This window comes from Acidiphilium multivorum AIU301, from assembly GCF_000202835.1.
Classification (GTDB): domain Bacteria; phylum Pseudomonadota; class Alphaproteobacteria; order Acetobacterales; family Acetobacteraceae; genus Acidiphilium; species Acidiphilium multivorum.
In genome coordinates, this window is sequence record NC_015186.1 from 2,246,749 (window position 1) to 2,264,770 (window position 18,022).

Below are 18,022 nucleotides of genomic sequence, written 5' to 3' on the forward strand. Positions count from 1 at the left end.
CCGCTTTTGGGCAAAGAAAGAAGATACCGGACGTTCGGATCGGCGTGCGACCTACCCGAGACCGAAATGGCGGCTTCGGCGTGCAAAATCTGCCGAACCTGCCATCACTTTCCAACATCGAGAAACATCGGCAACGCAACAATTCCAGGTGGAGGAGCATCGACTACAGGAATCCGTAGCTGGTGAATCTCGGCAAGCGGTGCTCCTTCAGGCTTCTTAAGTGCTGCCGATATTAGAGCGGCTTTCGACCGGTCTGAATCGCGAGGGGATTCCCATTGGCGTTGATTTCTGTTGGGGTGGACGGCCCAACGGCATCCAATGTGCCAATATAGGGTCGAACAACGAACCTAATGAAAGGGCCGCCCAATGGAATTTAAGCGGATTTCTATAGACACGTCCAAGCATGTTTTTACGATCCATGGGGTCGATGACCAGGAGCGCCCGTTACTGCGGCGCGAGATCAGGCGGGCTCAGGTTGAACCGTTCTTCGTCAAATTGGCTCCGACGGAGGTGGTTCTTGAAGCTTGCGCAGGCTCGCACCACTGGGGGCGGGTGTTGGGCGGTATGGGCCACCGGGTCAGGTTGATCCCACCGCAATATGTGAAGCCCTTCGTGAAGCGGAGTAAAAATGATCGCAACGACGCAGAAGCGATCAGTGAGGCAGCATCCCGCCCGACCATGCGCACGGTTCCGGTCAAATCGGTGGATGAGCAAGCGGCAGCAATCATCGTGAAGCACCGGGAACTCTTGGTGAATCAACGAACCCAGGCGATCAACGCGTTGCGGGGGCACGCGGCGGAATTTGGCATCGTTGCCGCCAAGGGCTGCGCGAACGTCTCAGCATTGCTTGTTCTCCTGTCTGCCGAGGAAGCGATTCCAGCAATTGCAAAGGCGATGTTTGAGCAAATGGGTCAGCATGTGACGGATCTCGATGCAAAGATCGACGCACTGGAGAGACAGCTGCTCGAACAGCACAAGGCCAACGCGGTCAGCAAGCTCCTCGCCGCGATTCCCGGCGTTGGGGCAATCACCGCGATCACCATGGCGCTCAATGTGAACCCCGCGAATTTTGAGACCGGGCGGCATTTTGCAGCGTGGCTCGGGCTGACTCCGCGAGAGCATTCCACCGGCGGCAAGCATCGTATGGGAAAGATAAGTAAGGCAGGCAATGAGAGGTTGCGACAGTTGCTCGTGGTCGGGGCGATGGCGGTGATCCGCTTCGCTAAACCAGGCAGCAAATCAGCGACCGCTTGGCTGTTGCAATTGCTGGAGCGGAAGCCGCGCAAGGTCGCGGCGATCGCTCTGGCCAACAAGATGGCCCGGATCATCTGGGCCATGATGGCGCGTGGTGAAGCGTATCGGCGTCAGCCGGTAGCCGCCTGATCCGCGCGCCGGTGCCGAGGGTTTAGGGGCAAACAGGAGATGGTTATCGGTCGAACCGACGAGCAACAAAATCCGTCTGAATCTACGGCAGTTCCATGCCGCAATTTCTGTTTGGATGTTGCTCGCGGCACCCATCTGGGCCAGCGGTCAGACCACCGCGTCAAAGGCCGGACACATGACCGCATTCGAACCGATACCAAATTCTGCTTTAACGACTTGAACCCAACGGGCCGTCCACACATGATTCAGAATCCGTGCTGGTGAAGGAGGCCGGCATGGATGGGCCAACCACTATCGATGGATCTTCGTCGGCGGCTTTTGGCGGCGATTGATGAGGGGATGAGTTGCCGGGCAGCGGCAGCCCGCTTTGGGGTGGCGCCGGCGACGGCAATCCGCTGGCGAGCGCAGCGTCGCGATACCGGCAGCTTTGCTCCGAAGCCTCAGGGTGGCGACACGCGCTCACGTCGGGTTGAGGAACGGCGGGCGGACATTCTCGCAATCTGGGAAACGCGTAAGGACATCTCGCTTGCAGAGCTGCGCCTGGCGCTGATCGAGGTCGGCTTGCACGTCTCGGTGGCCGGGCTTCACCGCTTCTTCATCCGCCGCGGCATGACGCGTAAAAAAAGACTGGCCACGCCATCGAGCAGGATCGCCCCGATATCCTGAAACTGAAGTTTTTACTTCAGAATAACCTGAACATGGCGGATTTCCTTGCGTAGCGCTGTTTTTCTGTATTCTGTTTGTGTCCATACATGGGGCTTGCGGCGCGTCTCGGTATGTGATTATGGGATGGCCCGCCCCTCTCGTGGCGATCGGGTAGTATCGCCGCTGGTTTGGAGAGAGGAGCAGACCGATGGATATCATGATTCTCGGCATCGATCTTGGGAAGAACTCTTGCAGCGTGGTGGGCATGGACGCCGCCGGCCGGGTTGTTTTGAGGCGGAGACTTCGGCGGGGAACGTTGGAAAGTTTCGTTGGCGAGCTTGGGTCGTGCATTGTGGCAATGGAAGCATGTTGCGGCGCTCATCACCTCGGGCGGATTTTCGCCGCGCGGGGCCACGAGGTGCGGCTGATGTCGCCGGAATATGTCCGTCCGTACGTGAAGGCGCAGAAGAACGATGATCTCGACGCGGAGGCGATCGCAGAGGCTGCGACGCGGCCAACGATGCGTTTCGTGCCTGTGAAGAGCCAGGACCAATCTGATCTCCAGGCTTTGCACCGAGCCCGGGAGCGCCTCGTCTCGGAACGGACGGCGCTGATCAATCACTTGCGGGCGTTGCTGCTGGAGCGAGGGATCGTCGTTCCGCAAGGCCGGAGGAAACTGGAAGCCGAGCTTGAGACATTGGCCGAAGATGGCGGTTTTGCCGCGTTGAGCCCGCGCATCCGGACGTTGATCGAAGATCTTCGGGCGGAATGGCGTTCACTCGACCAGAGGATCACCGGCTTCGACGCCGAGTTCGTTCAGTTGGCTCGTGACGACGTGGCTGTGCGACGTTTGACCAAAATCCCAGGAATTGGAACGATAAACGCTACGGCGCTGGCGGCGGCGGTCGGCGAGGCGCATGCATTCAAACGTGGGCGGGACATGGCGGCGTGGCTGGGGCTCGTTCCACGGCAAATGACAACGGGTGGAAAACCGCGCCTGCTCGGCATCAGCAAACGCGGCAATCGTTATTTGCGGAAGAACTTGATCCATGGCGCACGAGCGGCGCTGCCTTATCTTGTCGAACGCGATACGCCGTTGGGCCGCTGGGCGCGGGGATTGCTCGATCGAGCGCATAAGAACGTGGTCGTAGTCGCGCTGGCCGCGAAGCTGGCTCGGATTGCATGGGCCGTTTTGGCGCACGGTTGCGATTACGACGCCCAATTCGAAGCGGCGGCTGCGGCCGCATGACGGAATCGCCCGAACAGCGCTCACAGTTGGGCGCGAAAGGGCAGTCGATGTCTGCGTGAGGTGAAAGGAAGATGGCCTGACAGTCGAACGGCGGCTTGAAAACCTGACGCAGTGAACGGCCTCCGAGGCCGGTGTGATTATGAGGATCAGGCCGCGCGGATCTCCATCTTGGCCGGGTTCGAAGCCCGAGACCGGATACGTTGAAGCAGACTGATTAGAGCCAGATGAAAATCACCCCTTGCGGACGGGGCGGGCCATACGTTCCCTGCCTCCATGTTCATTGACGTGGTTCCGAATGGCCGATCGGCGCCGGCCGTGCTGTTGCGGGAGAGTTTCCGCGAGGGTCGCAAGGTTCATAAACGCACCATCGCCAATCTGAGCCAGATGCCGCCGGAGCTGATCGATGGGCTGCGTGCGCTTCTCGCGGGTGGCGCGGTGGTCGGTGGTGCCGATCAGGCACTCGAGATCCGGCGCTCGCTGCCGCACGGTCATGTGGCGGCGGCACTCGGGATGATGCGCAAGCTTGAGATTCCCGGCCTGCTGGGCCGGAGGGCGTCGCGTGAGCGCGATCTTGCCCTGGCGCTGATCGCGGGTCGGGTGATCGCACCGGGCTCGAAGCTCTCGACCCTGCGCGGTCTGAACCCGCAGACCGCGACATCGAGTCTCGGCGAGATCCTCGAACTCGGCGCCATTGAAGAGCGCGAGATCTACGCCGCACTGGACTGGCTGGGCGCGCAGCAGGGCCGGATCGAGCGGCAGTTTGCAAGGCGCCATCTGCGCGACGGCACGCTGGTGCTCTACGACGTCAGTTCATCCTACCTCGAAGGCCGGCATTGCGAACTGGCACACCACGGATACAGCCGCGATCACCGGCCCGATCGGCCACAGATCGTCTATGGCCTGCTGTGCGATCGCGAGGGGCGGCCGATCGCGGTGGAAGTGTTCGAAGGCAACACCGCCGATCCGGCGACGATCGCCGCGCAGGTGGAGAAACTCAAGCGGCGGTTCCATCTCGAGCGCGTCGTCCTGGTGGGTGATCGCGGGATGATCACCACGGCGCGGATCCGCGAGACGATCAAGCCGGCGGGGCTGGACTGGATCAGCTGCCTGCGCGCGGGGCAGATCCAGGATCTTGCCGAGGGACCGCTGCAGATGTCGCTGTTCGACGAGCGCGATATCGCCGCGATCACGTCGCCCGATTATCCGGGCGAGCGGCTGATCGCCTGTCGCAACGCGGCCCTTGCGACCGAACGACGGCGCAAGCGCGAGGCGCTGCTCGTGGCCACCGAGACGGAACTGGCGCGGATCCGGGATGCGACACGGCGCAAACGCGCTCCTCTTCATGGCGAGGCCGCGATCGGGCTGGCGGTGGGGGCGGTGATCAACCAGCGCAAGATGGCCAAGCATTTCGATCTCACCATCACCGCCAGCCGCTTCGATTTCCAGCGCAACGCCGCCAGCATCGCGCGCGAGGCGGCCCTCGACGGCATCTATGTCATCCGCACCAGTGTGAGCGCGGACGTCATGAGCGAGACCGAAGCCGTGTCAGCCTACAAGGACCTTTCGCGGGTGGAACGGGCGTTCCGGACCCTCAAATCGGTCGATCTCGCGATCCGCCCGGTGCATCACTGGCTCTCACCGCGGGTGCGTGCCCACGTCTTTCTCTGCATGATGGCCTATTACGTCGAGTGGCATCTGCGCGACGCCCTCAAGCCCCTACTGTTCCAGGATCACGACCGCCCGGGAGCTGAGACCGAACGCTTATCGCCGGTTGCCCCCGCATCGACATCCCCGGCCGCCGATCGCAAGCGCGGGCGACGCCGCAACGACCAGAACCTGCCGATTTCAAGCTTCGCCGACCTGATGGCGCATCTTGCCACCCAGACCCTGAACACCGCGGCCCTGCCCAAGGCCCCGAACGCCACCTTCACCACCCTGGCAAACCCCACGCCGCTGCAAACCGCCGCCTTCGCCCTGATCGGGATCGACCCCATGCGTGTCCAGTAACCGTCAAAACCTGATCAGAAACGTTGTCGATAAATGCGGGGAGTTTGCATTCAAACCAGTGAAAACTTCAGCTGAAACAGCGCCAGGACTGGTTCGATAGCCAGTTCGATCTGGACCCGGATCGCCTCGTCTTTATCGACGAAACCTGGACCGCCACCAACATGACCCGCAGCCATGGCCGCTGCGCCAGGGGCGAACGTCTGCGGATGGGCTTCCCACACGGTCACCGCAAGACCACCACGTTGGTGGCGGGGCTGCGCATGACCGGGATGGTCGCGCCGATGGTGCTGGACGGCCCCATCAACGGCGACTGGTTCGAGGCATATGTCACCAAAGTTCTCACACCCGAACTGCGGCCCGGCGACGTGGTCATCATGGACAATCTGTCGAGCCACAAGCGTGACGCGGTGCGTGAACGGATCGAAGCGGCCGGCGCAACCCTGCGCTTCCTCCCGCCCTATAGTCCCGACTTCAATCCGATCGAGAAGGCGTTCGCGCGCCTCAAGGCCATCCTCAGAAAGATCGGAGAGCGAACCGTCTCCGGCCTATGGGACCTGATCGGCAGGCTCGTCGACAGCTTCCAGCACCGCGAATGCGCCAACTACTTCAGCTCATGCGGATATGACCCGGACTGATCGAAATACGCTCTAGTCCGTAGAGAACGGCGTGAAGGCGGACATTCACCTCCTGGACATCGGTGAGGGCAACGTCGACCCCTTTTTGCATTCGTTCGATCTGCGACATCGCAGATGTACCGCCCGCCTTGTCAGCGACAATCGCGAATACGGTGCGGAACACTATGGAGGAGCCTAAGTAATAGAGTCCGTTAGCAGGGTGTTCAGCGAGATACACTCGCCGCTCGTCCTCAGTAACGTCTGCAACAGCCTCGTCAAGATTTAATTGTTTATCATAATGAAATGCACTTTTATCGCGGATGATGCGCAGGGCAGTATCCTTAGTATCAAAATAGCCCTGTAGCCATTCAAGATTCTCCTTGTGATCGCCGCTCAATGCAGCAATAGCGGGGTCAGTCGGATTTGATTTTAGAAAACGCTCATCGAGCATTTTCCATACCTCAAAGAGTTTGCCCGTTAAGACTTGCATGATGCACCACATTTGGACGCCTTGTGCGTGGTCATGCAGTTCTCCGACTCCCACAGCATTGCAACTGAACATGAGCAGCCGGTTCATAACCGCCAATTCATTATGGGCGTGCATACAGGCAAGAAGCTGATTGCGCTGTCGGTTCGGCAGCGCCTTGAGTGTGGCTTCATTGATTTGGAGCTGGATGATCTCAAAATTGCGGCTCATCTGTGCTAGCCAACCACTGCGACTTTCAAATCGGATGGTGGCCTGAAATGTTTGATGCTAAATGCTTCGTCGACAAGTAGAGCATGCGCTACGTCACGGAGCGAAACAAGCAGGGTGTCAAGAGCATTACTGTCAATCTTGAACTCACCGATAGCTCGTTTGGCGTCATATGAAGCCACTTCTCCAACGTTCATAATGGGGTGTGTGGTTCGATCGAAATGTGGGCCATGAGACATCTTGTCCCGGACGCGCTTGCCCGCCTCAATTAGTGAAACGTACGCTCCGACAAGAGCTGTGTCTTCGACGCGGCGGGTCAATTCTTGGCGCAGCCAATCCCTCCGCGATACCTTGTAGTGGGGCCTGGGGGGTGCATTGCAGACTTGGCATGCAGCAGACAAGCATCCGCAGTTGGGCGGAAGGCCGATGAGACTTTCGATGAGAATCGTCATGTGCAGTAGGCCCCAGTATTGGCCAAAGAGCGGGGCGAGACGGCGCGGGCTGGGCGGTTGGGAGACAAACCATTCTATTGCGGATCGTGTCTCCGAGTGCAGCACCCGGAATGCATCATAAAGCTCCGCGTACGACCGCACTGGCAAGCCCTTTGGTCGTGCGACATGCGCACCGACGAGGAATCCAACCACGTCGTTATAGTCCACGGCATAACGTAAATCGCCGCCATCCTCGGGATTGGCGATGATTTCGAGGACGTGGAGGTTGTCGTCGTAGTGCGCTGCCCCATGGCTGTTCATCATCACGAAGCAGTCAAAGATCAGCCAATCCCGAAACCGCTCAAATACAAGGCTATCAGGCCAGTCGGCAGGCGCGACAAAATGCGAGCGTGACACCCAACGGGAGGCGCCGCTGTGCATCGGGAGCATGAGTCCTCCCGACGGGACGACGACGATGCTGTCGGCGATCTCGTACGGCCCGCTCGGCTTAAATTGGCTGAAGTAGAGGACGCCTTTACGGCCGTTGAAGCTGGTCATCATAGTTAGAGTATCATGAAATAGTGAGCCACTTGCGGTAATCTGGATTGTATCAGAAAAATTATTCTGTGTCCGCTAACGGGAAGCCGAATTAAACCCGCGTATGTTCAAGCTGGGTAGATAGGCGAGATTGGCACCTCCGGCAGCAATGTCCGCTCGTCCGTGGTGTCCATCCGAAACCCGATGGTCGGCTCCCGGCCCGTTCAAGCCGAGCGCGGCTAGGCGGTTTTGCGCCCATGCACGAACCCGCTTCGCGGGAATAGGGCTGGGGTTGAAGCGGCACATTTCGATGAGGTCTTGAGCGCGGGGCGGTAGGCTTCTCAGCATGGGGTTCCCTTCATTTTAAGAGGAACCTCCGATGCCAGTTTCACCTATCGAACGGCCTGTCAGCGCGCTCCGGCAGCGCATGCTCGAAGATATGGCGATGCGCGGCCTGCGATCGGCCACGCAGCGGGACTATATTCGCTTTGTTCAGAGCTTCGCGGCATTCCTCAGGCGGCCGCCGGACACGGCGACAGCTGAGGATATCCGTCGCTTTCAGGTTCACCAGCACGAGAGCGGGGTGCAACCGCCGACGATCAACTGCTCGGTTTCGGCGCTACGGTTTTTCTTCACGGTGACGCTCGATCGGCCGGACCTGTCGCGGCGCCTGGTCTTGGCGCGCTCGCCTCGCAAATTGCCGGATGTGCTGAGTGTCGATGAGGTCGGCCGGCTGCTCGAGGCTGCCCCCGGCATCAAGTACAAGGCCATTCTCGGTACCGCCTATGGCGCCGGCCTGCGCGTGTCGGAGGTGGCAAGCCTCAAGGTCGACGATATCGACAGCACGCGGATGCTGATCAGGGTCGAGCAGGGCAAGGGCCGCAAGGACCGCAACGCCATGCTTTCACCCCAGCTGCTCGCCCTGTTGCGGTTGTGGTGGACGGAAGGCAAACGCCGTGGCGTCATGCTGCCCCATGGCTGGCTGTTCCCCGGACGCAGTGCCGCCGATCCGGTCTCGACGCGACAGATCAACCGCGCGGTTCATGAGGCCGCGGAAGCGGCCGGGATCCGGAAGCGGGTCTCGCCCCACACGCTGCGCCATAGCTTCGCGACCCATCTTCTGGAGCAGGACGTCGATATCCGCGTGATCCAGGTGCTGCTGGGGCACAGCAAGCTCGATACGACCGCGCTCTACGCGCGTGTGGCGACCAAGACGATACGCTCGGTCACCAGTCCACTCGAGCGTTTGGCGTCACTGATGGAGGGCAAGGCATCCACCGGCTGAGGCGGTGGACGCCTCGCTCGAGGTCGCCGATATCTTCCGCGTCGCCGGCCCCGCTTATCGGGCCAGCCATGCCGGGCAGCTGAGCCTGCATCAGCTCAAGGTCATGTCGGCGATCGAGAATTGCCGCACCGCCGCCCTGGGCGGTCATGTCGAAGCCTGCGAGGACTGCGGCCATCGACGGATCGCTTATAACAGCTGCCGCAACCGGCACTGCCCAAAGTGCCAGGGTGCCGCCGCGCGCACCTGGCTCGCCGCGCGCGAGGCCGACCTGCTGCCGGTTGGATATTTCCATGTCGTCTTCACCGTGCCGGCCGCGATCGCCGACATCGCCTTCCACAACAAGGCTGCCGTCTATGACCTGCTGTTCCACGCCGCGGCCAAGACGATGCTGACGATTGCCGCCGATCCCCGGCATCTGGGCGCACGGATCGGCATCACCGCCGTGCTCCATACATGGGGGTCGGCACTGACCCACCACCCACACGTGCACATGATCGTGCCGGGCGGCGGCATCTCGCTCGACGGTGAGCGCTGGATCTCCTCGCGGCCGGCCTTCCTCGTGCCGGTGCGCGTCCTGGGCAAGTTGTTCCGCCGCCTGTTCATCACCGGCCTGATCGCGCTCCACGATCAAGGACGGCTTGCCTTCTTTGGCGACCTCGCACCACTCGCCGACCGGCGCACCTTTCTGCGCCACCTCTCGCCGGTCCGCAGCAAACGCTGGGTGGTTTACGCTAAGCCGCCCTTCAGCGGCCCCGCAGCGGTGCTTGCCTATCTCTCGCGCTATACCCACCGCATCGCCATCTCGAACCGGCGGCTGCTCGCCTTTGACGAAGCCAGCGTCATCTTCCGCTACAAGGATTATCGTCGCGATGGCGCCGACCGCCACCAGGCTATGACGCTCGCCGCCGACGAGTTCATCCGCCGCTTTCTGATCCACGTCCTGCCACGCGGCTTCCACCGCATCCGCCACTACGGCTTGCTCTCCGCCACGGCGCGCAAACCCAATCTCGTGCGCGCCCGAGAACTCCTCGCCGCCGCGCCGCCCTCCAACAACGATGAGCCCGATGAGCCTCGCGATGTTCGTCCGCCGTGCCCCTGCTGCGGCGGCCACATGGTCATCGTCGAGACGTTCGCCCGCTGGTGTCAGCCCAGGGCGCCGCCGTGTCCCACGACGTCAACCGGGAGAAATTCATCGTGACCCGGCGCCGATCGAACTACACGCACACCGCAGCAACCGCGCTTCGGTCAACGCTTCCCCTTGTGCCCAAGCCTATCACCCGCGATCCCATAATCACTCTCAACCATCATCCCAGAACGCGAAATCGCCGTGCCAGCCGCCAATGGCGGAACCAGACTCCACGCCGGCCCCTACTCAGGGACCACGCAACCATCCCCAGCCTCAGCCGAAAATCAAATTCCCCATAGACTAGCGCCCGCTCACCGCGGGTTCGTGCTTGGGCGGTTTTCGTACGCCCGCAGGCATCCGAAAACCTTCACCATTCAGGTTATTTGGTCGAGCTGGATCGCTTCCCGGAAGCGGACACGCGCCTCGGGAAGGCTTACGGTGGCCTTGGGGAGTTTTCTGTCGGTCCGCCTCCGGGCCAGGATGTGTCTAGACCGAACACTCAGCTCAAGGCCGCGCCTCGCACCGGCCCGTTCTGGAAAGCACGGCTGCAGACCGGCCGTTCGTTCCTGCACTGTAGGTCTAGGGAAAGGTGCCTTGCATATCCCGGCTATAACGCCCTAGCTGTATCCTAGTTTTCGCTGCTATTTGACATCGCGGAGCGATGAGCGCGTCTTCAGGCTAGGGGCACCGGGCGACATGGACGACGAGGCCGCAAAGGCCGCCGAATTCGAGGTTCTGAAGAGCGCCGGGGAGATCACGCCCGCCCAGGCGGTGGTGGAGTCCGTCCCGCTCGATGGCAAGGAGCCCAGCGTCGACGTGACGGGCGAGCCGGAGGAGGGGCTCCAGTCGCCGCCGCCAACCTCACCGGGTATCACGGACACCAGATCATCGAGGGCCCGTCGCTGGAGTGCTCTGGATTCCATAACTGTTCGGAAATTCAAGGCGACTGAGGAGGCGGTGATTCCCGTCAGCCGCGTGACGATCCTCGTCGGCCCGAACGGCTGCGGAAAGTCGTCCGTTCTGCAGGCGATCCATTGGGCGGCTCGTGCGGCGAGCTACGTGCTCCCCAAGAACACGAAGGAGATGATTTCCTTCGAGCGCCTGGACTATGTCCCGTCAAGCGAGCCGCTCAAGACGCTTTACAAGGGCGAACTGAAGACGGATTCCAGCTCGACGCCGGTTGAAGTGATATTCTCGCACCGCCCGGTCGGCGAGGACGTAATCCAGACGACGGTGCGCATCCGCGCCGCCCGGAACCGGGGCGGCATCACCGCCTACATGGATGGCGGCGCCGCGGTCACGCCATACAAGCAGCGCTTTCAGTTCATAACGGCCTACATCCCGGGGCTCGCCGGTCTTTCCGAGAGGGAGACGATCCTGGCCCAGCCGACCTTACGACGTCAGGCAGCAAGCGGGGACGCGGGCGGGGTGCTGCGGAACATCCTCCTCAATCTTCGAAGCAGAAGGATGAGCGAGGTCGATGACGCTGGCGGCCGGGCGCGACTGCACCAGCTCAACGAACTCATCAACCAAGTACACCCCGGCGTCTCGATCAACGTGTCCTTCGACGAACGCGAGGACTACCACATATCGGCCTCGATCCGGACAGAAGAGTTTTCGGGGCAGGAGATTCCGCTCGAGATGGCCGCGACTGGTGTCTTGCAGGTCGTCCAAATATTTGCGTACCTCATACTCTTCGAACCGAAGGTCATGCTGATCGACGAGCCAGACGCACACCTTCACCCTGATAAGCAGGAGCGCCTCATCGAGGCGCTCGAACGCGCCGCCAGCGACTATGACACCCAGGTTATCCTCGCGACCCATAGCCCGCATATCGTCAGGGCTGCTAGCCCATCGGCGAAACTCGTCTGGATGAAGGACGGCCGCGTACAGACGGAGGACGACGATGCGATCCGTCGGATGCTAGGATGGGGTGGGTTGGACAAGTCAGCTCTATTTTTCGTCGAGGACGAGGAGGACAAGCCCCTCCGGGCGATCCTGCGGCAATGGCCCGATCTCAGTCGTCAGATCGCGGTCTGCCGCTGCTTCGGGATCGACAACCTCCCGCGCGACAAGCTGCTCGAGGGCCTACTCGTTGATGGTGAGCTAAAGGTGAACGCCATCATCCACCGGGACGGCGACTTTATGACCGAGGAGGAGGCCGGGCGGTGGAAGAAGACCTTCCACACCAAGGGTGTGTTCCCATGGGTCACCGCTGGGTCTGACATGGAGGGCTACTTCTGCACCGCTCCCTATCTCGCCGCTTTATATGGCATCTCGTTGGAGGAGGCCGAAGACTGGCGCAGCGAGGCCGCCCAGTCCGTCGAGAAAGCACGCGATACCTTCCTCTCTAAGCGTCAAATGATCGTTCGGGCTGTGTGGCCGAATGGGGGCTCGCCCGATGCCGAGGCAATGTGGGATGCGGCGGGCGGCAAGGCTCCCTCCACTGTAAAGGGGAAGAAGCTCCATGCGGCGCTGAAGGTCGTCGCGAAGAGGCGCGGTAAGGACGACAAGCTTCTCAACACCTTCACGATCCCAGCGAATTACATCGTGGCAGAAGATCTGAAGACCACGATCGAGGCGGCCTTGACCACGAGTTAGGCGACAAGAGCCCACGGTCGCGCAATATCGGCGCCTGGACCGAGAGCAACGACCTGGCGAACAGCCGAGCGATGGATCCGGCATGGCTCACCCCGAGCCGGCTGCGAAGCGGTCTTCATTGGTTGGGCGCGAACGGCTGCTTTCAAGTGGGCAGTTCGTGCGCCCGAATGGCGAATGTGGGTCGATTCGGGCCAATGCCGGTCCTCGCCTGAAAGTCGACTTTCCTCTGTGCGGGACCCGTAACCCGTCATTCCGCAATCGGCCCATTCCGGACCCAAAACAGCCTGGCGGCTCTGCACCCAATACCGCCATCGAAGCCTTGATATTGGTTGATTTCAGTTGCCGGGCCGATGGATTATCGCATGCCAACAGGCGGCAGCAGGTAAACGCTGTGGGACCGGCATTGTTGTTGTGACGCAGACTGGGCCCGATGTTTGTGGGCATGAGCGACGTCAGTATTTCTGAGATTTTTGAAGCGGATCGGGTTGAGGCGATAGGAGCGGCTCGTACGAGTGCTCATACGAGTGCTTCGAAGGAGCGGGTTGAGGTGATCACGCGCGGGGCGCGCCGGCGGTGGTCGAGGTCGGTGAAGCGGGCGATTGTGGAGGCGAGCCTGGCGCCCGGCGTGATGGTTTCGGCACTGTGCCGTCAGCACGAGATCAGCAGCGGGCAACTGAGCACGTGGCGGCGACAATATCGGGATGGCGATCTGGCTGAAGCGGCGCCGCTGGTGCCGGGCTTTGCGCGGGCGGTGGTAAGCGGGACTGCGCCGGCGTTGGGCTTGGCGTCAGCGCCGACGGCGATGGAGACGATCGAGATCACGCTGCCGGACGGGGTGGGATTGCGTGTCGGCGCCGGGGTGAGCCAGGCGGCATTGAGCCGGGTGCTGGCGGCGCTGAGGGACGCATGATCGCACCCGGCGCGGGTGTCCGGGTCTATCTTGCCTGCGGCCGGACGGACATGAGGAAGGGGCTGGACGGGCTGGCGATGCTGGTCCAGCAGGTCTTTGGCGGGAACCCGTTTGATGGTGCGGTCTACGCATTCCGCGGCCGGCGTGCCGGACAGATCAAGCTGCTCTGGCATGACGGGGTGGGGTTGTGCCTGCTGACCAGGCGGCTGGAACGAGGCGCGTTTGCCTGGCCGCAAAGCGGGACGGCGCTGATGTCGCTGAGCCCGGCGCAACTTGCCACGCTGCTCGAGGGCTGCGAATGGCGGGCTCCGGTGCAAAGCCTGCGGCCGGTGCTGGCGGGATAGGCCCGCTCACGCGAGAGTCATTGGCATCCTGCCTGGTTGCTTGCGATAGTTTGACCGTGCCGATCGATCTTGCCGCCCTTCCCGACGACCCGGGCATCCTGCGCGACCTGGTGAGCCACGCGGAGCATGAGAATGCCGGCCTGCGCAGCGTCAATGACGATCTGCGCGCGGAGATCGACAAGCTGCACCTGCTGATCGCGAAGCTGCAGCGGCACCGCTTCGGCCAACGCTCCGAACAAATGGATCCGGACCAGCTGGCCCTGGCGCTGGAAGATCTCGAACAGGCGGAGGCTGCGGGAGACGAATCGGCGCAAGCTGGCACGGCGGATGGGCAGACACGTGAACGCAAGCGGCGGCAGCGCAATCTCGGGGCGTTGCCGGACAGCCTGCCGCAGGTCGAGGTCGTGGTCGATCTTGAGGAGAAGCAATGTGCCTGCTGCGGCGGCGCGCTGCATCAGGTGGGCGAGACGGTGAGCCGGATGCTGGACTTCGTGCCAGCGTCGTTCCGGGTGAAGGTGATCCGCCGGCCACGCTATGCCTGTGCGTCCTGCGACGGGCCGCCGGTGCAGGCGCCGGCACCGCCGCGGCCGATCGATGGTGGCATGGCGAGCGAGGCGCTGGTGGCGCATGTGCTGGTCAGCAAGTTCGCCGATCATCTGCCGCTGTATCGCCAGGCACAGATCTACGAGCGACACGGGATCCGGCTGGACCGTTCGACGCTGGGCGACTGGGTCGGCCGGGCGTTCTGGTGGCTGCGGCCGCTCTAAGATCGGATCCTCTCGCATGTGATGGCACAGGAGAAGATCTTCGCCGACGACACCACGCTGCCGGTGCTGGATCCGGGGCGCGGGCGGACGAAGACCGGCCGATTATGGTGCTACGCGGTCGATGACCGTCCGTGGTGTGGGCAGGCGCCGCCGGCGGTTGCCTTCGTCTATGCGACCGATCGCAAGGGCGAGCGCCCGGCTGCGCATCTGTCTTCATTCCGCGGCATTCTGCAGGTGGACGGCTACGCCGGGTTCGGCAAGGTCGTGAAGGAGCGCGACGATGACGCCCTGGCGCAGGCCTTCTGCTGGACGCATGCGCGGCGCGGCTTCCACGAATTCCACCAGGCCACGCAGTCCCCGATCGCGGCCGAGGCGCTGGCCCGGATCGCGCGGCTCTATGCGATCGAGGCCGAGATCCGCGGACAATCCGCCGAACGCCGCCTCGCCGTGCGGCGGGAGCGATCCCGCACGGAGATCGAGGCGATGCACGCGTGGCTGGACGAACAACTGCCGCGGATCTCGAAAGGATCGGAACTGGCGAAGGCGATGCGCTACGTCATGCGGCACTGGGAGGGGCTGACCCGCTTCCTCGACGATGGCCGGATCGAGCTCGATACCAACACCGTCGAGCGCGAGATCCGCCGGATCCCCCTGGGACGGAAGAATGCCCTGTTCGCCGGCAACGACACCGGCGCCGAGCACTGGGCGCTGATGGCGACGCTGATCGGATCCGCCAAGCTCAGCGGCGTCGAGCCGCTCGCCTGGCTCACCGAAATCCTCGAACGCATCGTCGCCGGAACCACCAGGGCCAACGAAATCGACACCCTGTTGCCTTGGGCCTGGAAAACTCAGGCCGCTCTACCAGCCGCCGCGTAGCGCTCGCTCGCCAACGCAAGGCCGTCGTTCAGACTGCGCTTACGGCGATCCTGCTGCTGCTCGCGCTGCATGTGGGGGCGGACAGAGCCGGGGACCTGTTTCTCACCGCGCCGGTCAGCATCCTTGCGACGCCGGGGCTGTATGTGATCTGGCGGGCGCTGGTCTCGCTGCGCTGGCTCGACCCTGCCGCGCCGATCGAGACATGGGAGGCGATGCCGGGGATCGACGGGACGGCGATGTCGACGGACGGCCCGCCGAAACAGGCGACGCCGATGGCGGTGGCGCTGACATTGCCGTTCGTCGCGGCGTGGCGGGCCCGCCAGACAGCGATGGCGGCGTGCGCCGGACTGTGCTGTGGCTGGGCGCGCTGGCGCTGGCGCCGGTCGCGCCCTGGCGGGCTCTGCTGGCCTTCTGCCTTGCCGCCGGGATCGGCCAGCGCGCCGCGGCCGTCGCCCCCTGCCCGGCTGGTGCCGGCGCCGGCTTTCGCGGCAGCCGGGCTGCTGGCCCTGCCTTGCCTGTTCATTATCGACTTCACCGCGCTCGGGGCGTTCCTAGCCCTGCCAGGAGTGGACAGCGTCGCGTCCCTGCGCGCAGCGCTGGGAGCGAACGAACTGGTGCTCCTACTGCTGCTCGCGCTCGTGTTCATTCCGGCGATGTTCTTCATGCCGCTCGGCACGCCGGCGGGAAAGCTGACATTCCGGCTGGCGGCGCTGGGGCTCGGGCTTGGCGAGATCGGCCTCGCCGGGCTTTATGCGGCGATCGGCTTCCACATCGCGGTCGGCGGCATCGGGATTGTCGTGCCGCAGGCGGCCGCGACGGTGCTGCGGCCGATCATGGTCCTGCTCCTCGGCGGGCTGATGCTGGCGCTGGTGGCTCTGCGGGCGGTGCCTGGCTTCGGCGGCGTGGCGAACCTGCTGGCGGACTGAGGTCTGAACCGCGCCGCGCGGTTGTCGTGCCGGTCCGGCCTGCAACCCATATGTCAGGGCAATGGACGTTCGGCCCGGGCGATAGGCGCTTCGGGCGCTATTTCGGGCCAGAAATGCGGATCGGGATCAGGTTTGGCGGGGCGGTGGCGGCCGGCGATGCGGTGTTCGAGGCGCTGGACGGGACGGTGGACAATACAAGACGGACATGTTGGTTGGCGATCTCGTCCGTCCTGGTTACTTGCAGCGAGTTCGCTAGGGGAGGTCCAGATGAAGGTCAGCGAGATGAAGGCGCGCCTCAGCGCTCACGGCGTCGAGGACGGCGATCTCTACACGCACGGCAGCCTCGGCGGCGGCGAGATCGATGGCATCGAGCAGGTTGACGGCAAGTGGTTCACCTATTTCAGCGAGCGCGGCAGCAAGCGGAACTACCGGGAATGGCCCTCCGAGGAGGAAGCCGCGGCCTATATCTACGAGCGGGCGGAACGGTTGGCGCGCCGGCTCGGGCTCTGGAAGGGTTGACAGGAGACCGTTCCACCGGGCGGGGTGGGGGGACAGCGAGCAAGCCACCAATTCTGCGAAAGAAAGGGCATGAATGGTTCGATCAAGGCCCATTCGGCGTCGGTGAGGTCGCTTGCGTACCAAAATCCGAGACAGAAAAATCGTTGCCGAGCAATTTCAGTCAAGTCCATTGTATCTCTGTTCGTCTCCGCAAACGAACTGAATCACAACCCGCTGAAATCGCTCAAGTATCTTTTGAGGTCCGGCTCTGAAAGAGGGGCAACTGGGAGGGTGGATGACTGGCAGCACTGGGAAACACTTGTGTAAAATTTCGGTGCTGCGTTGGGGCGGATTATTTTCTTCCGAAAAATTTATCGAACCCGCTCCCCGTTGGAGATGGGACGAAAGCTGGCTTTGTGTGGGGTTGCCGATCAGACGACTGCATATTTGGCTGAGTTGGAGGCACCGCTTTCGGCAGCAGGTACGCAGAGGCGCGTGATCAAGATCTCGGGTCGGCCTCTATCTGCCGCTGAATCGTGCGAATACCAAGGCGTCGCGATTTTCCTGCATCAGCAGCGTGATGCTCGGGACTGTTTCGAAGCCAAGGCCACGCGGCAGTTCGTCTTCCGCGCCTGCCACGATATCAGCGTAGCTCTCACCAGCCACTTTCTCCCATTTGCCCGCCGGCTTGCGCACTTCGAGGTTAACTACCGTCGCCTTCATCACAAGACGCACAATGGGATCGTTGGGCGCGCCCGGCTTCGTCAGGCTGGGATGGCCTGCGATGAGCCGCCAGCCATTCGCCAATGCCCAGAGGGTCAGCTCTTCCTTCGTCACTGCGGATATCCTCCATGGTATGAACGAGGCTCAGGAACGCGGCGATCGCTTCCCCTTGCTTGCTTGCATTGACCGCTCTTGCCACAACGCCATGTCTGCTGCCTTGCTGAATGCCACTCGGACGCCGGTGCTACCCCGGCTCACCCGGATTTTGCCCCCGTTCCGCGCCTTGTGCTCGGCCAACCAGTTCATAACTTCCGAATCCTCGCCGGTCCTGCCTTCGAACTCGAGCACACCGACGATTTCTTCCTCCTTGCGACGCTTTACCATCCTGCATGCTTTCCTGAAGTTT

15 protein-coding genes and 3 pseudogenes are annotated in these 18,022 nt (G+C 62.5%); 13 read left to right on the forward strand and 5 right to left on the reverse strand.

Annotated elements, in window-relative coordinates:
* The first annotated feature begins 366 nt into the window (after positions 1–366).
* The 5 genes and pseudogenes from ACMV_RS10050 to ACMV_RS10070 all read left to right on the forward strand — a co-directional run.
* The gene (locus ACMV_RS10050) at positions 367–1,383 is read left to right on the forward strand and encodes an IS110 family RNA-guided transposase (protein ID WP_013640371.1); all 1,017 of its coding nucleotides are present in this window, start codon (positions 367–369) and stop codon (positions 1,381–1,383) included.
* Positions 1,384–1,662: 279 nt separating this feature from the next.
* Positions 1,663–2,049 carry a helix-turn-helix domain-containing protein gene (locus ACMV_RS10055; RefSeq protein ID WP_013639723.1) on the forward strand — a complete coding sequence of 129 codons (387 nt, stop codon included), beginning with the start codon at positions 1,663–1,665 and terminating at the stop codon, positions 2,047–2,049.
* A 187-nt stretch (positions 2,050–2,236) separates the two neighbouring features.
* A complete protein-coding gene (locus ACMV_RS10060; RefSeq protein ID WP_011930570.1) occupies positions 2,237–3,277 on the forward strand; it encodes an IS110 family RNA-guided transposase in 1,041 nt (346 codons plus the stop codon).
* 273 nt (positions 3,278–3,550) lie between these two features.
* A complete protein-coding gene (locus tag ACMV_RS10065) occupies positions 3,551–5,284 on the forward strand; it encodes an IS1634 family transposase (protein WP_013634984.1) in 1,734 nt (577 codons plus the stop codon).
* Between the two features lie 71 nt (positions 5,285–5,355).
* A pseudogene (locus ACMV_RS10070) lies at positions 5,356–5,919 on the forward strand (IS630 family transposase); the annotation flags it as partial.
* On the opposite strand, the gene ACMV_RS10075 reads toward ACMV_RS10070, so the two are convergent.
* A complete protein-coding gene (locus tag ACMV_RS10075) occupies positions 5,891–6,595 on the reverse strand; it encodes a hypothetical protein (RefSeq protein WP_154653540.1) in 705 nt (234 codons plus the stop codon). The pseudogene ACMV_RS10070 and the gene ACMV_RS10075 sit on opposite strands and share 29 nt — an antisense overlap.
* A gap of 5 nt (positions 6,596–6,600) precedes the next feature.
* Positions 6,601–7,581, reverse strand: coding sequence for a hypothetical protein (locus ACMV_RS10085; protein WP_154653541.1), 981 nt, complete (start codon positions 7,579–7,581; stop codon positions 6,601–6,603).
* 406 nt (positions 7,582–7,987) lie between these two features.
* On the opposite strand from ACMV_RS10085, the gene ACMV_RS10090 reads away from it, so the two are divergent.
* The 8 genes and pseudogenes from ACMV_RS10090 (at position 7,988) to ACMV_RS10125 (ending at position 16,914) form a co-directional block, all read left to right on the forward strand.
* Positions 7,988–8,845, forward strand: coding sequence for a tyrosine-type recombinase/integrase (locus ACMV_RS10090; protein WP_231295272.1), 858 nt, complete (start codon positions 7,988–7,990; stop codon positions 8,843–8,845).
* 4 nt (positions 8,846–8,849) lie between these two features.
* Positions 8,850–10,043 carry an IS91 family transposase gene (locus ACMV_RS10095; protein WP_013639834.1) on the forward strand — a complete coding sequence of 398 codons (1,194 nt, stop codon included), beginning with the start codon at positions 8,850–8,852 and terminating at the stop codon, positions 10,041–10,043.
* Between the two features lie 624 nt (positions 10,044–10,667).
* Positions 10,668–12,572: an ATP-dependent nuclease gene (locus ACMV_RS10100; protein ID WP_013640374.1), complete on the forward strand. Its 1,905-nt coding sequence runs from the start codon at positions 10,668–10,670 to the stop codon at positions 12,570–12,572.
* 442 nt (positions 12,573–13,014) lie between these two features.
* Positions 13,015–13,482: an IS66-like element accessory protein TnpA gene (gene tnpA, locus ACMV_RS10105; RefSeq protein WP_172637328.1), complete on the forward strand. Its 468-nt coding sequence runs from the start codon at positions 13,015–13,017 to the stop codon at positions 13,480–13,482.
* Positions 13,479–13,826, forward strand: a complete 348-nt coding sequence (tnpB, locus tag ACMV_RS10110; protein ID WP_013640376.1) for an IS66 family insertion sequence element accessory protein TnpB — start codon at positions 13,479–13,481, stop codon at positions 13,824–13,826. Before tnpA ends, tnpB begins: the two co-directional genes overlap by 4 nt.
* Before the next feature lie 50 nt (positions 13,827–13,876).
* A pseudogene (tnpC, locus tag ACMV_RS10115) lies at positions 13,877–15,469 on the forward strand (IS66 family transposase).
* Positions 15,470–15,540: 71 nt separating this feature from the next.
* Positions 15,541–16,395 (forward strand): hypothetical protein, encoded by an 855-nt coding sequence (locus ACMV_RS10120; protein ID WP_013640379.1) that lies wholly within the window; start codon positions 15,541–15,543, stop codon positions 16,393–16,395.
* A gap of 267 nt (positions 16,396–16,662) precedes the next feature.
* Complete coding sequence (locus tag ACMV_RS10125) at positions 16,663–16,914, forward strand: hypothetical protein (RefSeq protein ID WP_013640380.1); 252 nt, start codon at positions 16,663–16,665, stop codon at positions 16,912–16,914.
* A 65-nt stretch (positions 16,915–16,979) separates the two neighbouring features.
* Here ACMV_RS10125 and ACMV_RS21200 read toward each other — a convergent pair.
* The 3 genes and pseudogenes from ACMV_RS21200 to ACMV_RS21205 form a co-directional block, all read right to left on the reverse strand.
* Positions 16,980–17,084, reverse strand: a pseudogene (locus ACMV_RS21200) (IS5/IS1182 family transposase); the annotation flags it as partial.
* 328 nt (positions 17,085–17,412) lie between these two features.
* Positions 17,413–17,730, reverse strand: coding sequence for a hypothetical protein (locus tag ACMV_RS10130; RefSeq protein WP_013640381.1), 318 nt, complete (start codon positions 17,728–17,730; stop codon positions 17,413–17,415).
* 30 nt (positions 17,731–17,760) lie between these two features.
* On the reverse strand, positions 17,761–18,000 hold the full coding sequence (locus ACMV_RS21205) for a hypothetical protein (RefSeq protein ID WP_041664952.1): 240 nt from the start codon (positions 17,998–18,000) through the stop codon (positions 17,761–17,763).
* Positions 18,001–18,022: the final 22 nt, after the last annotated feature.

Bases quoted from the DNA above. Each gene is read 5' to 3' on its own strand.
- ACMV_RS10050 (WP_013640371.1), top strand. From the start codon at position 367: ATGGAATTTAAGCGGATTTCTATAGACACGTCCAAGCATGTTTTTACG.
- ACMV_RS10055 (WP_013639723.1), top strand. From the start codon at position 1,663: ATGGGCCAACCACTATCGATGGATCTTCGTCGGCGGCTTTTGGCGGCG.
- ACMV_RS10060 (WP_011930570.1), top strand. From the start codon at position 2,237: ATGGATATCATGATTCTCGGCATCGATCTTGGGAAGAACTCTTGCAGC.
- ACMV_RS10065 (WP_013634984.1), top strand. From the start codon at position 3,551: ATGTTCATTGACGTGGTTCCGAATGGCCGATCGGCGCCGGCCGTGCTG.
- ACMV_RS10075 (WP_154653540.1), bottom strand. From the start codon at position 6,595: ATGAGCCGCAATTTTGAGATCATCCAGCTCCAAATCAATGAAGCCACA.
- ACMV_RS10085 (WP_154653541.1), bottom strand. From the start codon at position 7,581: ATGACCAGCTTCAACGGCCGTAAAGGCGTCCTCTACTTCAGCCAATTT.
- ACMV_RS10090 (WP_231295272.1), top strand. From the start codon at position 7,988: ATGCTCGAAGATATGGCGATGCGCGGCCTGCGATCGGCCACGCAGCGG.
- ACMV_RS10100 (WP_013640374.1), top strand. From the start codon at position 10,668: ATGGACGACGAGGCCGCAAAGGCCGCCGAATTCGAGGTTCTGAAGAGC.
- tnpA (WP_172637328.1), top strand. From the start codon at position 13,015: ATGAGCGACGTCAGTATTTCTGAGATTTTTGAAGCGGATCGGGTTGAG.
- tnpB (WP_013640376.1), top strand. From the start codon at position 13,479: ATGATCGCACCCGGCGCGGGTGTCCGGGTCTATCTTGCCTGCGGCCGG.
- ACMV_RS10125 (WP_013640380.1), top strand. From the start codon at position 16,663: ATGAAGGTCAGCGAGATGAAGGCGCGCCTCAGCGCTCACGGCGTCGAG.
- ACMV_RS21205 (WP_041664952.1), bottom strand. From the start codon at position 18,000: ATGGTAAAGCGTCGCAAGGAGGAAGAAATCGTCGGTGTGCTCGAGTTC.